Below are 14,713 nucleotides of genomic sequence, written 5' to 3' on the forward strand. Positions count from 1 at the left end.
CATACCTCACTCAGGGCGGTGTTCCGGTACGGGGAGCGACGGCGGGGGACAATGGGCGCATGGAGACTTCTTCGCGCCGGGACCGGGACGCCGAGGGGCGGGCGCGCAACGCGCGGCCCAGGGACGGGCTGGGGCGGCCGTTGCCCTATGGGGTGCCCGGAGTCGACCGCCAGCCCGAAGGGGTCGTGCGCTCGCCGCAGGAGACCGTGCGGGAGGCGCAGCGGCTGCTCGACGCGGGGATGCCGTTCCACGCGCACGAGGTGTTCGAGGACGCCTGGAAGTCGGGGCCGCAGAGCGAGGCCGAGCTGTGGCGCGGGCTCGCGCAGCTCGCCGTCGGGCTCACCCATGCCGCGCGCGGCAACGCGAAGGGCGGCTCCGCGCTGCTGTCCCGGGGCGCGGACTCGCTGGGGCGGTATGTGGGGATTCCGCTGTACGGGATCGATCTGAAGGGGCTCATGGCGTGGGCCCATGAGCTGACCGACCGGCTGCCGGGGCCGGTCGACGCGGCGACCGAGGCGCCCCGGCTCACGGGCTGACGGGCTCACGGGCTGACAGGCTCACGGGCTGAGGGCAGGCACGGGCTTCAGTCGCCGAGCAGCACCACCTCCAGCCTTCTCGGCCCGTGCACCCCCTCCACCCGGTCCAGTTCGATGTCGCTCGTCGCGGACGGGCCCGAGATCCAGGTCAGCGGTCGGGTCGGATCGAGCCGTGCCATGGCCTGCGGGACCGACGCCACCACCTGGTCCGGTACCCGTACGACGCAGATGTGGTGGTCCGGGATCAGGGTGATGCGGCGGCGGCCCTGGTCCGGGCCGCCGTCCAGGACCAGGGTGCCGGTCTCCGCGATGGCGAGCGCGCAGCCGGTCACCACGCTGTCCACCTGGTCGAGTTCGGCGGCCGTGGCCCCGGGCATGTCCTGGACGCGTACGGGTTCGGCGGCGCTCAGCCAGTGGGGCGGCAGCGCGGGCGGCACCAGGACCGTGGCCGCGCCGCGCTCGGCGAGCAGCCGCCCGAGCAGCGCCGGCAGGGCGGCGGGGTCCGTGCGGTGCACGATCGCCCGGTAGTCGGCCAGGTTCTCGTGCAGCAGGTCGAGCACGGTGTCCGGATCGTCCGCGGTGTGGCTGGTCAGATAGTCCCGGGCGGGGGCGGGCGCCTCGGGGGCGTCGGCCACGGCCGTGCGGACGCGGGCCAGGATACGCTCGCGCGAGTTCATCGGCCGCTGTCCTTCCACCAGTCCCGGAACGACTGCTCCGGCAGCTCCGGCAGGGCGCGGCTCGCGGTCCACGCTGTCGCGCCCGGTGGGTTCTTCGGGTGGAGGCGGCGGGTCCGGGTCGCCGCCCGCTCCGCCGCCGCCAGCACCGCCGGGCGGTCCATCGCCCAGCTCGCCGCCTTCATCGCCGCCTTCTCCAGCCGGTGCCCCTTGCCGCCCCGCTCCGCCACGCGCTCCCGCAGGTGGACCAGCACCTCGGGGATGTCGATGGCGACCGGGCACACCTCGTAGCACGCGCCGCAGAGCGAGGAGGCGTACGGGAGCGAGGCGTCGATCTCGCTGGTGGTGCCGCGCAGTTGGGGGCTGAGGATCGCGCCGATGGGGCCGGGGTAGACCGAGCCGTACGCATGGCCGCCGGCCCGTTCGTACACCGGGCAGACATTGAGGCACGCCGAGCAGCGGATGCAGCGCAGCGCCTGTCGGCCCACCTCGTCGGCGAGGGTGTCGGTGCGGCCGTTGTCGAGCAGGACCAGGTGGAAGGCGGAGGGGCCGTCGCCGTCCGTGGTGCCCGTCCACATGCTGGTGTACGGGTTCATCCGCTCGGCGGTGGAGGAGCGCGGCAGCGTCTGGAGGAAGACCTCCAGGTCCCGCCAGGTGGGGACCACCTTCTCGATGCCGACGACGGAGATCAGCGTCTCGGGCAGGGTCAGGCACATCCGGCCGTTGCCCTCGGACTCCAGGACGACGAGGGTGCCGGTCTCGGCGACCATGAAGTTCGCGCCGGAGACACCGACCTTGGCACGCAGGAACTTCTCGCGCAGATGCAGCCGCGCCGCCTCGGCCAGCTCGGCGGGGGTGTCGGTCAGACCGTCCGGGGCCGGGCGGCCCCACTTCCCCATCTCCTCCTGGAAGATGTCCCGGATCTCGGCCCGGTTGCGGTGGATCGCCGGGACCAGGATGTGGGACGGACGGTCGTGGCCGAGCTGCACGATCAGTTCGGCCAGGTCGGTCTCGTACGCGCGGACGCCCTCGGCGGCCAGGGCCTCGTTGAGGCCGATCTCCTGGGTGGCCATCGACTTGACCTTGACGACCTCGCGCTCGCCCGTCGCCCTGACCAGGTCCACGACGATGCGGTTGGCCTCGTCGGCGTCGGCGGCCCAGTGGACGGTGCCCCCGGCGCGTACGACGGACTCCTCCAACCGCACCAGATGGCGGTCGAGATGGCGCAGGGTGTGGTCCTTGATCCGGCGGCCGGCCTCGCGCAGCTGCTGCCAGTCGGCGAGCTCGGCGACCGCTCTGGCGCGTTTGTCGCGGATGGTGTGGGTGGCGTGGCGGAGGTTGGCGCGCAGGGTGGTGTCGTGGACCGCGCCCCTGGCCGCCACGGGGAAGGCCGGCATACCGACGAAGGTGCCGCTCATACGTAGGGCTCCGCTTCCGTACTGGCCAGGATCTCGGCGAGGTGCAGGGGCCGCAGGGTGTCGCCCCTGCGGCGCAGGATGCCGCCCAGGTGCATCAGACAGGAGCTGTCGGCGCCGCAGAGCACCTCGGCGCCGGTGCTGAGCGCGCTGTCCGCCTTGTCGGTGCCCATGGCCGCCGAGACGTCCGGGTTCTTGAGGGCGAAGGTGCCGCCGAAGCCGCAGCACTCGTCGGCGCCGGGCAGTTCCCGCAGCTCCAGGCCCTTGACCGCCTCCAGGAGGCGGCGCGGCCGGTCCCCGAGCCCCAGTATGCGCAGACCGTGACAGGACGGGTGATACGTGACGGTGTACGGGAAGTACGCGCCGACGTCCGTGACGCCGAGGACGTCCACCAGGAACTCGGAGAGCTCGTACATACGCGGGACCAGCGAGTCCGCGACCTCACCGAGCTCCGCGCCCCGGCCCTCGGCGGCGGCCTTGCGGGCGATGCGCGGGTAGTTGTCGCGGACCATCGCCGCGCAGGATCCGGAGGGGGTGACCACATGGTCGTACCCCTCGAACACCTTGCCCATCCGGCGCACCAGCGGCTCGGTCTCACGGCGGTAGCCGGTGTTGAACTGCGCCTGTCCGCAGCACGTCTGGCCGGGTGGGAAGCCGACCTCCACGCCGAGGCGTTCGAGGAGTCTCACCGTCGCGATGCCCGTGGCCGGGTACACCGCGTCATTGACGCAGGTGACGAAGAGTGCGACACGCATGGTCGGAGGATAGGCGGTGCCCGACGGCCCCGGTAGGCCTCGCTGTTCGCGCCGTCGCACGGATGCGGCAGACTCGGGGCCGTGAGAAAGATCTATGTGATCGGCATCGGGGCGGGCGACCCCGACCATCTGACGCTCCAGGCCGTCAAGGCGCTGAACAAGGCGGATGCCTTCTTCATCATGGAGAAGGGCGAGGAGAAGTCCGATCTGACGCGGCTGCGCAGGGACATCCTCGACGCGCACGTCACCGGTCGCCCGTACCGGCTCGTCGAGGCGCGGGACCCCGAGCGCGACCGCAAGACATCGGACTACTCGCCCGCCGTCGACGACTGGCGCCGCCGCCGGGCCGACCTCTATGAGCGGTTCATCGTGGACGACCTGGCCGAGGACGAGTGCGGGGCGTTCCTGGTGTGGGGCGACCCGGCGCTGTACGACTCCACGCTAGGCATCCTGGAGGAGATCCTGGAGCGGGGCGCGGTCTCGTTCGCGTACGAGGTGGTGCCCGGCATCAGCAGCGTCTCGGCGCTCCTGGCCAAGCACCGCACGGGGCTGAACCGGGTGGCCCGGCCGGTGCAGATCACCACCGGGCGGCGGCTCGCGGAGGGCTGGCCGGAGGGGGTCGACGACGTGGTGGTGATGCTGGACGCCCGTCAGGCCTTCACCCGCCATCTCGACCAGGACCTGTACATCTACTGGGGCGCGTACGTCGGCACTCCGGACGAGATCCTGGTCCAGGGGCGGCTGTCGGAGGTCTGCGACCGGATCGAGGAGCTGCGGGCGGCGGCGCGGGAGCGCAAGGGGTGGATCATGGACACCTATCTGCTGCGCCGGGGCTGAGCAGCGCGCTGAGCAGTGCGAGGACGCTCGCCACGTCCGGGGCGGTGGTGACCCCGGCGGGCGGGTCGGGCCGCCGCACGACCACGACCGGCAGCCCCAGCTCGCGGGCGGCGGTGAGCTTGGCGGCGGTGGCGGGGCCGCCGCTGTCCTTGGTGACGAGCACGTCGATGCGGTGCTCCCGCAGGAGCCGGCGCTCGCCTTCGAGGGTGAACGGGCCCCGGTCGAGGACGACTTGGCAGTGGCGGGGGGTGGGCGGCTGTGGCGGCTCGACCGACCGTATGAGGAACCAGACGGCTTCCTCCCGGGGTACGAAGGCCTGGAGGCCCAGGCGGCCGGTGGCGAGGAAGGCCCTTCGGCCGAGGGCGGGCAGCAGGGCGGCGGCCTCGTCGAGCGAGCCCGCGCTGTGCCAGCGGTCGCCCGGGCCGGGGGTCCAGCCCGGGCGGCGCAGGGCGATGAGCTCGACGCCGGTGTTGCGGGCGGCTTCGGCGGCGTTCTCGCTGATGCGGTGGGCGAAGGGGTGGGTGGCGTCGAGGAGTGCGGTGACGTGGTGTTCCCGCATCCATGCCGCGAGGCCCTGCGGGCCGCCGAAGCCGCCGATCCTGAGCTCGCCGGGGACGGGCCTCGGCGTGCTGACGCGGCCGGCGAGGGCGGTGGTGACGCGGGTGCCGGCGGCGGTGAGCGCGGTGGCCAGGGCTCGGGCTTCTGCGGTGCCGCCGAGGATCAGGGCGTGCGGGGTGGGCATGGGGCGAGGATAGTTTCCCCACCCCGCCCCGTTCCCTCATCCCTCCGGGGGTGGGTGGGTGGCGGGCCCCCGGGCCCCTCGGGCGGGGCTGCGCCCCCGCTGCGCGTTCGTCTGCGGCCCGGTGGGGGCTGGTCGCGCAGTTCCCCGCGCCCCTGAACCCGCCTGCGGCTGAGCTCAGTGCTGCGGCTGCGGCCGACTACCTAAGGGGCGCGGGGAACTGCGCGAGCAACCCGCCACTCAGCCGCAGACAAAGGCCGGGCCCAGAGCGCGTTACCACTCCACGTCCAAGGACTCCGGTGATCGGTGGATCAGGGTGGGGTGCATCGGGACCGGGGCGGACGGGGACGTCAGGCGCAGGGTGGGGTAGTGGGTGGTCAGGAGGTGGATGGTCAGGCGGAGTTGCTCTCGGGCCAGTTGCGAGCCGGGGCAGCTGTGGGCCCCGTGGCCGAAGGCCAGGTGGCGGGAGGGCGGGCGGGTGATGTCGAACACGTCCGGCCGGTCGTGGCGCCGCGCGTCGCGGTTCGCCGAGCCGAACGCGACGAAGACGGAGGCGCCCGTGGGCAGCTCGGTCCCGGACAGCAGCACCGGCCGGGTCGTGATGCGCCGGAAACCCTGGAGCGCCGAGTCGTAACGCGCCGCCTCCTCGATCGCCGCGGGAATCAGCTCCGGCTTCTCGCAGAGGAGCTCCCACTGCGGGCGGTGGCGCAGCAGATGCAGCACGGTCGTACCGATCTGCGCCGTCGTCGTCAGATGGCCGGCCAGGAGGAAGTTCTGGAGGTGGGCCACCAGTTCGTGGCGCTCCTCCAGGGTCAGCTCACCGGTGCCCGGGGCCAGCGCCGTCAGCAGGGCCGTGCAGAGGTCGTCGCGCGGCTGGGCGCGTCTCGCCCGTACATATGTGTCGAGCAGCTGCTGCATGGTCACCACGTCCCGCGCCGCCGCGATCTGCTCGGACTCCTCCAGCGGCCGGAACAGCAGCTCCTCCGCGCGGTTCCCGCCGCGTACCGCCACCGGCACGTCCTTAGCGTCCAGCCCGATCAGCCGCCCGATGACGTCCCCGGGCAGCACCGTGGCGTACTCCCCCATCAGCTCCACCCGCCCGCGCGCGGCGAACGACTCGACGAGGGCGGTCGCGCGCTCGGTGGCGTACGGCAGTACGGCGGCGACCCGGGCGGCGGAGAGTCCCTTCACGATGGGTGCGCGCAGCCGCTGGTGCCGGGGCCCGTCCGAGGTGACCACGACGGGGCGGCCGCCGAAGCCGAAGCCGAGCTCGGCGAGGACGGCGGGGCCGGGGATCACGTCGGGGCGCAGCGCGTTCGCCGAGGAGAACGCCTCGGGGCGGCGCAGCACCTCCCGTACGTCGGCGTCGCGCGCGACCAGCCAGGCGTCCAGCTCGGGGACGAAGGTCAGCCCCTCGGCGCGGCGGGCGCGCGCGTAGTGCGGATAGGGGTCGCGCTGGAACGCGTCGAGCCGTGCGTGCTCATGCCTGTCCACAGGCTCATCGTGTACGAAGCAGCCGCATGGCGGAAGAGCACCGGTAGGGCCGGAAGTGCCCGGGGTGCGGGGGGCTCAGGTTTTCCGGCCGGGCACAGTCCGCGCGGCACGCGGCCGCCGGGTCCGGGGAAGGGGGCCCGGCGGCCGCGCCGCGCGCGTCAGGCCTCGGTGGTGAGCACCCCGATCAGCCGGGTGACCGCCTGCACCATCGCCTGCCGCCCGACCGTCAGATAGCTGCGGGCGTCCACCGCCTCCGGGTGGGCGGCGAGATAGGCACGGATCGCGTCGGTCATGGCGATGTTCAGCGCCGTACCGATGTTGATCTTCGCCATCCCGCCCGCGACCGCCGCCGACAGCTCGTCGTCGGGGACGCCCGAGGAGCCGTGGAGGACCAGCGGGACGTGCAGCGCCGCGTCGAGGCGCCCCAGCAGAGCGTGGTCGAGCGCGGCCGTGCGGGTGGTCATGGCGTGGGTGTTGCCGATGGCGACGGCGAGCGCGTCGACGCCCGACTCGGCGACGAAGGCGCGCGCCTCCTCGGGGTCGGTGCGGGCGCCGGGCGCGTGCGCGTCCAGCGGCGGCTGCCCGTTCTTGCCGCCGACCTCGCCCAGTTCGGCCTCGATCCACAGGCCCTGGGTGTGCGCCCAATCAGCGGCGGCCCGCGTCGCGGCGAGGTTCTGGTCGTACGGCAGATGGCCGCCGTCGTACATCACCGAGCTGAACCCGGCGTCGGCCGCCTGCCGCAGCAGGTCGTCGCGCTTGACGTGGTCGAGGTGGAGCGCCACCGGTACGGCGGCGGCCTCGGCGGCCGCGACGGCGGCCCGGGCGAGCGGCAGCACCCGGCCGTAGCGGAACTTCACCGCGTTCTCGCTGATCTGGAGGACGACCGGCGAGTGCGCCGCCTCGGCCCCGGCGATGACGGCCTCGGCGTGCTCCAGCGTGATGATGTTGAAGGCGGCGACGGCGCCGCGCTTGGCGGCGGCTTCGGTGACCAGGGCCCCGGTCTGGGCGAGTGGCATCGTGCTTCCCCTGTCCTGTTCCTGTGTGCGTACGGGTGCTTCAGGAGCCGTCGAGGATCACCGAGCGGGTGAGGTGGCGCGGGCGGTCCGGGTCCAGGCCCCGGGCGGCCGCGACGGCGACCGCGAGCCGCTGTGCCCGGACGAGCTCGGCCAAGGGGTCGAGGTGCCCGGCCACCCACTGGGCCCCGGTGGCGCGCACCTGCTCGGCGAGGCCGTCCGGGGCCTCGCCGAACATCCAGGTGGCCGTGGTGTCGGTGGAGATACTGATCGGGCCGTGGCGGTACTCCATCGCGGGGTACGCCTCGGTCCACGACAGGGACGCCTCGCGCATCTTCAGCGCGGCCTCCTGGGCGAGCCCGACGGTCCAGCCGCGCCCCAGGAACGTGAACTGGCCGCGTCCGACCAGCCCTTCGGGCAGCGGCTCGGCCAGCGCGGTGCGCGCGTCGGCGACGGCCTGTTCGGTGTGCAGGCCGAGGTGGGCGCGGAGCAGGGTGAGCGCGGTGGTGGCGAAGCGGGTCTGGACGACCGACTCCTCGTCGGCGAACTCCAGGACCACGACGTCGTCGGCGGCCCGCATCACCGGGGTCTCGGGATCGGCCGTGATCGCGGTGGTACGGGCGCCGCCGCGCACCGCCGCGAGGAGTTCGAGGACCTCGGTGGTGGTGCCGGAGCGGGTGAGGGCGACCACCCGGTCGTAGGAGCGGCCGGCCGGGTACTCGGACGCGGCGAAGGCGTCGGTCTCGCCCTGGCCCGCGCCCTCGCGCAGCGCGGCGGCGGCCTGGGCCATGAACAGCGAGGTGCCGCAGCCGACGATCGCGACCCGCTCGCCCGGCGCGGGCAGGGCGTCCTTGTGGTGCACCGCCAGCTCGGCGGCGCGCTTCCAGCACTCGGGCTGGCTGCTGAGTTCGTTCTCGACGTGGCTCATGCCGGGCTCCCACCACTTGGATGCGTGTTTCTGCAAAATATAGCTAGCTTTCAAGCACAATCAAGCATTCACGGGTGGGTTAAAGTCATCACTGACGGTGACGGCGGTGAGGTGCGCACACGCGTACGGGAGAGAAGAGGATCCGGATGTCGCGCGACGCCCGCTGGCAGGCACTCCTTGAACTGCTCGTGGAGCAGGGCCGACTGGACGTCGAGGAGGCGGCGACGGCGCTCGGGGTGTCCGCCGCCACCATCCGCCGCGACTTCGACCAGCTCGCCGAGCAGCAGATGCTGGTCCGTACGCGCGGGGGCGCGGTCGTCCACGGTGTGTCGTACGAGCTGCCGCTGCGCTACAAGACGGCCCGCCAGGCCTCCGAGAAGCAGCGCATCGCCAAGGCCGTGGCGGATCTGATCGCGCCCGGCGAGGCGGTGGGCCTCACCGGCGGCACCACGACCACGGAGGTGGCCCGGGCGCTCGCGGTGCGGCCCGAACTCGCCTCGGGATCACCGGCGTTGACGATCGTGACGAACGCCCTGAACATCGCCAACGAGCTGGCGGTACGGCCTCAGTTCAAGATCGTGGTCACGGGTGGGGTGGCCCGGCCGCAGTCGTACGAGCTCACCGGGCCGCTGGCCGGGGGCGTGCTGAACCAGATCACCATGGATGTGGCGGTGCTCGGGGTCGGCGCGTTCGACGTGGCGCACGGGGCCACGGCGCACGACGAGGACGAGGCGGGGATCAACCGGTTGCTCTGCGAGCGGGCGGAGCGGGTGGTCGTCGCGGCGGACTCCACGAAGTTGGGGCGGCGGACGTTCGCGCGGATCTGTTCGACGGGTCAGGTGGGGACGCTGGTGACGGATTCGGGTGTCTCCGACGAGACGGTCGAGCGGTTCACCGAGGCGGGCGTCACGGTGCTCGCCGTCTGAGGCGTGCTTGTCCGTCTCAGGCGTCAGCCCAAGCCCAGCGCCGGAAGGATGACCGCCTCCAAAAACTCCGGCAGGGTCTCCGTCTGGGTGAATCGGTCCTCGAAGAGGCGTTCCACCCGCAGGACGCCCATGAACGCGGGGGCCACGAAGTCGATCGCGCGGTTGTCCGGCGCCAGCTCGCCGCGCTCCACCCCGCGCCGCAGCATCGCGTCGAGCGCCGCGATCTCCGGGTTCAGGACCGTCTCGCGCAGCGCCTCGCGCAGATCGGGGTGCATCACATAGGCCTGGCCCACGGCCTCCATCAGCTCGGTGTCGCGGCCCTTGCGGCGCGACGCGGCGCGAGCGGCCTCACGCAGGTCGCCCGCGAGCGTGCCCGTGTCGATCCCGGTGAAGAACGAGCAGCGGCTCGCCCCGAGCGCCGCCGTGACCAGGACCGGCTTGGACTTCCACTGGCGGTAGAGCGTGGCCTTGCCGCACTTGGTGCGCGCGGCGACGCCCTCCATGGTCACGGCGTCGTAGCCGCCCTCGCGCAGCAGGTCGAGCACCGCCTCGTACAGCTCCAGCTCCCGTTCGGGGCTGATCTTGCTGCGGCGGGCGGCGGCCGTCGCGGCCTGCGTGGACATCGCGTCCCTCCGGTGCGTGGGGCAGTGCTCCTGCACGTACGAGAGTAGGCCCCGCTCAACCGAGACGCAAACGTATCGAGACGTTTGCGTCTCGATGAAAGCCGATCTAGCCTTCCTACGTTTGCTTGTCCGATTTCTGCTCGATTTCTCGTCTCAGAGGGGCCGGAGAATGGCTGCCGGTATACGTCCGGGGATTCGTCCCACCGGACCGGAGACGACCGGTACCCCCCGGCCGCCCCTGGTGCGCGAGCTGCTGCTCGTCACCGCGCTCTTCGTCGTCTACAAGTTCGGCCGTCAGCTGGCGAACGGGCACGAGACCCGCGCCTTCCACAACGCCGACCGCGTCTGGGACTGGGAGCGCGCCCTGCGTCTGCCCGGCGAGGGCGCGGTGCAGGGCCTGCTGCTCCACGACGACACGCTGATCCGTGTGGCCAACACCTTCTACGCCACCGTCCACTTCCCCGCGACGGTCGCCTTCCTGGTGTGGCTGTACGTCCGCCGGCCCGCCCACTACCTCTGGTCCCGCCGGGTCCTGGCCCTGGTGACCACGGCCGCGCTCGCCCTGCACGTCCTGCTGCCGCTGGCGCCCCCGCGCATGCTCGCGGCGGCCGGTCTCGTCGACACCGCGCAGGTGTACGGGCCGTCGGTGTACGCGGCGACACCGGACACCGACACCATGGCCAACCAGTTCGCGGCGATGCCCTCGCTGCACTTCGGGTGGGCGCTGATGGTCGCCATCGGCCTGATCGCGGCGACCCGCGGCCGGTGGCGGTGGCTGTGGCTGCTGCACCCGGTCCTCACCCTGCTGGTGATCGTCGGCACCGCCAACCACTACTGGCTGGACGCGCTCGTCGCCACCGCCCTGCTCGGCGCCGCCCTGTACCTCGTACCGCGTCCCAAGCCGGTACGGGAAGGCCGCGCCGTCGCCGCGGACGTGCCCCGGGCCCCCGCGCCCCGGCCCGCCGTGGCACCCCTGACCGCCCGTGCCCCGGAGTCTGCCCTGACCTCCGGGCGCACGGGCTCCCCCGAGACGGCCGACGCGCCGCGGCTCGCGGAGGCGCTGCGATGAACGAGTCCGCGGTCCTCGCCGTCCTGCTCTCGCTCGCCTCGGCCGCGGGCTACGCCCTCGCCGCCGTCGCCCAGTCCCGGCTGGCCACCGCCAGCGGGGGCGGCGGGCTGGCCGCGCTGCTCGCCCGCCCCCAGTGGTGGTGGGCCGTCGGGCTCAACGCGGCGGGCGCCCTGATGCACGTCGCGGCCCTGCACTACGGCCCGCTCACCCTGGTCCAGCCGCTGGGCGCGCTGACGCTGGTGGCGGCGCTGCCGATCGGCGCGTACTACCAGCGGCGCCGGGTGACCCGGCGCGAGTGGCGCGGCGCCGCCTGGACGCTGGCGGGGCTCACCGGTCTGATCGCGCTGACCGGGCCCGCGACGCCCGGGGACGCGCTGAGCCTGCGGGAGGGTCTCGCGGTCGCGGCGGCCACCGCGCTCCTGATCGCGGCGGCGTCCCGGGCCGGTGCGGGCTCGGGCCGCGTCGGCCTCGGCCACGCCACCGCCTCCGGCGTCGCCTCGGGCGTGGCCTCCGCGCTCACCCAGACCGTCACCGCCTCGCTCGCCCGGGAGCTGCCGGGCGGCCCGATGGCCTGGTGGCAGACGACCCTGCTGGCCGTGCTCGTGGCGGCGTTCGCGGTGGGCGGGCTGCTGCTCTCGCAGGCCGCGTTCCGGGGCGGACTCGCGGCGCCGCTCGCCGTGGTGAACCTCGCCAACCCGGCGGCGGCCGCGGTGATCGGCGTGGCGCTGCTCGGCGAGCGCTTCCACGGCGGGCCGCTGGGCTGGCTGACCGCGGCGGTGGCGGCGGGTGTCGCCGCCCGCGGCGTGCTCATGCTGACCGGCGCGGAGCCCCCGCAGGTCCCGGCGCCACGCGCCCCGGAGCCGGCGCGGGTGCCGGTCTGAGCGACACATACATCCGGCAGGGGCCGCACCGGGATTCCGGTGCGGCCCCTGCTTTCCCTTTCGGTCAGGTCAGGTCAGGTCAGGTCAGGCGAGCGTGACCGTGAAGCCGTGCGCGGTCGGGACCGAGGCCGTCTTCACCTCGGTCACGCCCGTCCTGGCGTCGTAGAACCACCCCGATCCCGCCTCCGACAGCTCCTCGGCGGAGCCGTAGCGGTGCAGCCGCTGGCCGCCCGCCGCGACGACGCCGGGTGCGGACCCGGCGTGCACCGTGAAGCGGTACGCGCGCGTCGAGGGCTTGCCCGTGTAGCTGCCCACGCTGGGGCCGACCTCGATGACCGAGGCGCGGCCCGCCGAGTGCACCCGGACCTGCTGGGTGGCCGAGGCGCCCTGGGCGAACTGCCGGGTCACGCCGTCGTCCTCGTACAGCGTGTAGGAGGACGTCCCCGTCCGCGGGTAGATGTCGTAGTCCAGCTCGGCCTTGTCGCGGGTCTGCCAGGACAGGGTGCCCTTGGGCCACATCGGCACGATGGAGCCGCCCTTGACGAACAGCGGCAGGGTGTCGAGCGGCGCCTTGTAGCCGTTGAGCGTGGTCGGACCCTGGTAGGTCTTGCCCGTCCAGTAGTCGGTCCAGGTGCCCTTGGGCAGGTAGATGCCGTCGCGCACCTCCGTGTCGCTGTAGACCGGGGCGACCAGGAAGTCCGGGCCCGCCAGGAACTCGTACTTGGCGTTCGGCCCCAGTGTGTTCGGGTCGTCCGGGTACTCCAGGGAGAGCGGGCGGACCGCGCCGACTCCGGTCTTCGTGGCTTCCTTGGAGAGCCCGTACATGTACGGGATGAGCCGCTCCTTGAGCTGGAGGTACTTGCGGTTGATGGAGGTGTACGGCTCGCCGTCCAGCCAGGGCTGCTGGTCGTGCGGCTTGTGCGTGGTGAGGTCGCTCGACCAGCCGTCCATGGTCATGATGGCGGGCAGGAACGCCTTCCACTGGAGGTCGCGGGCGTACATCTTCGGGTCGTGGGCGTAGATGCTGCCGACGTCACCGGTGTTGTAGGCGATGCCGGAGAGCGTGGCGCCCGCATAGGTGGGGATCTGCCAGCGGATGTAGTCCCAGCTCAGCTTCTGGTCGCCGCTCCACAGGACGCCGCAGCGCTGGGCGCCCGCCCAGGAGACCGGCAGCCAGACGAAGCCGCGGGCGTCGCTGTTGTCCTCGATGCCGGCCTTGGCCTGGTCGCAGGCGTTCAGGGCGAAGCCGTAGCCGTTGCCGACCCAGGCGACGTCGAGCTTGGCGACCCGCTGGCCCGCCTTGACCTGCTCGGCGAGCTTGTCGAGGCCGTCCTGGGTCCACAGGCCGAGCTGCGCGTTGTGCGCCTGGAGGCCCTGGCCGGTCTCGGCGAGGTTCTCGTAGCCGCAGCCATAGCCGTCGTTGACCAGCATCCAGCCGAGCGGCATCTGGTTCTGGGTGTACCCGTCGGCGACCTTCAGCGCGTCCAGGGTGTGCCGCTCACCCCGGTTGGCGTTGTGCAGATAGCAGTCGGAGTCGCCGGGTTCGAGCCCGTACACCGGAGGCATGAACGGCTTGCCCACCAGCGAGGTGTACTTGCCGATCACGGACTTCACATCTCCGGTGAAGTAGTAGGCGTCGAGCCGCCGTTCCTGCTGGCCGGTGCGGACGCGGGGGCCGAAGTCGTAGACGCCGGGCGCGAAGGTGTTGCGGAAGACGCCGTAGCCGGCCGAGGAGACGTAGAAGGGCTGGGAGTTGTTCCAGCCGCCCTCGTTCCAGTTGGTGTTGTTGCCGACGTTCATCACCTGGTCGCGGTGGGAGAAGCTGCCGTTCTGCTCGCCGCCGCCGAAGAACTGCTCGGTGGCGCCGCGCGCCAGGCTCTGGCGCAGCCCGCCGGTGGTCCAGCGCAGCGGGTCGGCCTCCTGCCAGACGGCGGTGCGGTTGTCGGCCTTGTAGAGCGCGAACCGCAGGGGCTTCTTGTAGACGCGCAGCACGCTTTCCTGGGCGCGGATCCCGTAGTAGGCGCCCGCGTCGAAGGAGCTGGTGGCCCGGCGCGGCTGGGGCTGGTGCTGGATCATACGGCTGCCCGGCGGGTCCGCGAGGACGCCGTCGGGGGACGCCTGGAGCCGCAGGGTGTCGTCCGCGAAGAACTCGGCGCGGGCCTTGAGGGCGCCCGCCGCGATCTCGTACCTGCCGTGCCCGCCGGAGAAGCCGGTGAGGTTCCCGGCGTCGCTCGCCTCGGGCAGATAGGCCTTGCCCGTGAAGGAGTTGTCGTGCACGTCGTAGGGGACGACGACCACGTGGTACGTGCCGGAGGCCTTGGGGATGACCGTCGCCTCGGGGTCGGCGGTCCCGGCGCTCTCGGCGACCTTCCTGCCCGCCGCGTCGTAGATGTAGAGGTCGAAGTCGTCGGTGGGCTTCTCCCACTGGATGGATACGGGGACGCCGCCCTCGGGGTTGTCGTCCCACTCGCCGGCCGGTGGGTTCACCGTCAGGTCGAAGCGGGCGCAGACGGCGTTGGACGGGTCCTCGGCGGGGGTGCCGCACTTGTCGGGCGAGCCGACCGTGCCCTTGGGATAGACCGGGCTCTGCCAGGTGACGCTCGTGGAGGCGCCGTCGAGGGTGCCGGAGGGCGGGGCGGCGTCGGCCGCCGAGGCGGCCGGGACCGTGAGCGCGGTGAGGGTGAGCGCGCCCGCCGCGAGCACGGCGGCGGCCGCTCTCCCTCGGCGGTGTCGAAGATTCCGCAAGGAGTGTTCTCCGTTCGTACCGAGCCGCTTGCCAGCCGCTTCCGAGCTGCTGCCGAAGCCGCTTTCGAACAACAGGGG

At 72.8% G+C, this 14,713-nt stretch carries 14 protein-coding genes; 5 read left to right on the top strand and 9 right to left on the bottom strand.

What is annotated here, in order from left to right:
• Positions 1 to 59 precede the first annotated feature (59 nt).
• Positions 60 to 536: a DUF309 domain-containing protein gene (locus tag ABD236_RS15105; protein ID WP_344074153.1), complete on the top strand. Its 477-nt coding sequence runs from the start codon at positions 60 to 62 to the stop codon at positions 534 to 536.
• A 47-nt stretch (positions 537 to 583) separates the two neighbouring features.
• Here ABD236_RS15105 and ABD236_RS15110 read toward each other — a convergent pair whose 3' ends face one another.
• The 3 genes from ABD236_RS15110 to ABD236_RS15120 are packed head-to-tail and all read right to left on the bottom strand — an operon-like array spanning position 584 to position 3,380.
• Positions 584 to 1,213: a LutC/YkgG family protein gene (locus tag ABD236_RS15110; protein ID WP_344074154.1), complete on the bottom strand. Its 630-nt coding sequence runs from the start codon at positions 1,211 to 1,213 to the stop codon at positions 584 to 586.
• Positions 1,210 to 2,628, bottom strand: coding sequence for a LutB/LldF family L-lactate oxidation iron-sulfur protein (locus tag ABD236_RS15115; RefSeq protein WP_344074155.1), 1,419 nt, complete (start codon positions 2,626 to 2,628; stop codon positions 1,210 to 1,212). Before ABD236_RS15115 ends, ABD236_RS15110 begins: the two co-directional genes overlap by 4 nt.
• Positions 2,625 to 3,380: a (Fe-S)-binding protein gene (locus ABD236_RS15120; protein ID WP_344074156.1), complete on the bottom strand. Its 756-nt coding sequence runs from the start codon at positions 3,378 to 3,380 to the stop codon at positions 2,625 to 2,627. Before ABD236_RS15120 ends, ABD236_RS15115 begins: the two co-directional genes overlap by 4 nt.
• A gap of 81 nt (positions 3,381 to 3,461) precedes the next feature.
• On the opposite strand from ABD236_RS15120, the gene cobF reads away from it, so the two are divergent.
• The gene (cobF, locus tag ABD236_RS15125) at positions 3,462 to 4,217 is read left to right on the top strand and encodes a precorrin-6A synthase (deacetylating) (RefSeq protein ID WP_344074157.1); all 756 of its coding nucleotides are present in this window, start codon (positions 3,462 to 3,464) and stop codon (positions 4,215 to 4,217) included.
• Here the strand turns inward: cobF and ABD236_RS15130 are convergent.
• The 4 genes from ABD236_RS15130 to ABD236_RS15145 form a co-directional block, all read right to left on the bottom strand.
• Positions 4,186 to 4,959 carry a cobalt-precorrin-6A reductase gene (locus ABD236_RS15130; protein WP_344074158.1) on the bottom strand — a complete coding sequence of 258 codons (774 nt, stop codon included), beginning with the start codon at positions 4,957 to 4,959 and terminating at the stop codon, positions 4,186 to 4,188. The genes cobF and ABD236_RS15130 overlap by 32 nt on opposite strands.
• Before the next feature lie 270 nt (positions 4,960 to 5,229).
• Entirely contained in the window at positions 5,230 to 6,450 is a 1,221-nt protein-coding gene (locus tag ABD236_RS15135; RefSeq protein WP_344074159.1) for a cytochrome P450, read from the bottom strand.
• A 158-nt stretch (positions 6,451 to 6,608) separates the two neighbouring features.
• Positions 6,609 to 7,466 carry a class II fructose-bisphosphate aldolase gene (locus tag ABD236_RS15140; protein WP_344074160.1) on the bottom strand — a complete coding sequence of 286 codons (858 nt, stop codon included), beginning with the start codon at positions 7,464 to 7,466 and terminating at the stop codon, positions 6,609 to 6,611.
• Between the two features lie 40 nt (positions 7,467 to 7,506).
• Entirely contained in the window at positions 7,507 to 8,391 is an 885-nt protein-coding gene (locus tag ABD236_RS15145; protein ID WP_344074161.1) for an SIS domain-containing protein, read from the bottom strand.
• A 146-nt stretch (positions 8,392 to 8,537) separates the two neighbouring features.
• Between ABD236_RS15145 and ABD236_RS15150 the strand changes: the two genes are divergently transcribed.
• Positions 8,538 to 9,317: a DeoR/GlpR family DNA-binding transcription regulator gene (locus ABD236_RS15150; protein WP_344074162.1), complete on the top strand. Its 780-nt coding sequence runs from the start codon at positions 8,538 to 8,540 to the stop codon at positions 9,315 to 9,317.
• A gap of 23 nt (positions 9,318 to 9,340) precedes the next feature.
• On the opposite strand, the gene ABD236_RS15155 is transcribed toward ABD236_RS15150, so the two are convergent.
• Positions 9,341 to 9,940, bottom strand: a complete 600-nt coding sequence (locus ABD236_RS15155; RefSeq protein ID WP_344074163.1) for a TetR/AcrR family transcriptional regulator — start codon at positions 9,938 to 9,940, stop codon at positions 9,341 to 9,343.
• Between the two features lie 169 nt (positions 9,941 to 10,109).
• Here ABD236_RS15155 and ABD236_RS15160 point away from each other — a divergent pair, with 169 nt between their 5' ends.
• Together ABD236_RS15160 and ABD236_RS15165 are read left to right on the top strand one after the other, a co-directional pair.
• Positions 10,110 to 11,009 carry a phosphatase PAP2 family protein gene (locus tag ABD236_RS15160; protein WP_344074164.1) on the top strand — a complete coding sequence of 300 codons (900 nt, stop codon included), beginning with the start codon at positions 10,110 to 10,112 and terminating at the stop codon, positions 11,007 to 11,009.
• Complete coding sequence (locus ABD236_RS15165; RefSeq protein ID WP_344074165.1) at positions 11,006 to 11,890, top strand: DMT family transporter; 885 nt, start codon at positions 11,006 to 11,008, stop codon at positions 11,888 to 11,890. Before ABD236_RS15160 ends, ABD236_RS15165 begins: the two co-directional genes overlap by 4 nt.
• An 84-nt stretch (positions 11,891 to 11,974) precedes the next feature.
• Here ABD236_RS15165 and ABD236_RS15170 read toward each other — a convergent pair whose 3' ends face one another.
• Positions 11,975 to 14,635: a glycoside hydrolase family 31 protein gene (locus ABD236_RS15170; protein ID WP_344074166.1), complete on the bottom strand. Its 2,661-nt coding sequence runs from the start codon at positions 14,633 to 14,635 to the stop codon at positions 11,975 to 11,977.
• Between the last annotated feature and the right edge of the window lie 78 nt (positions 14,636 to 14,713).

It is taken from the genome of Streptomyces crystallinus (genome assembly GCF_039521265.1).
GTDB lineage: Bacteria > Actinomycetota > Actinomycetes > Streptomycetales > Streptomycetaceae > Streptomyces > Streptomyces crystallinus.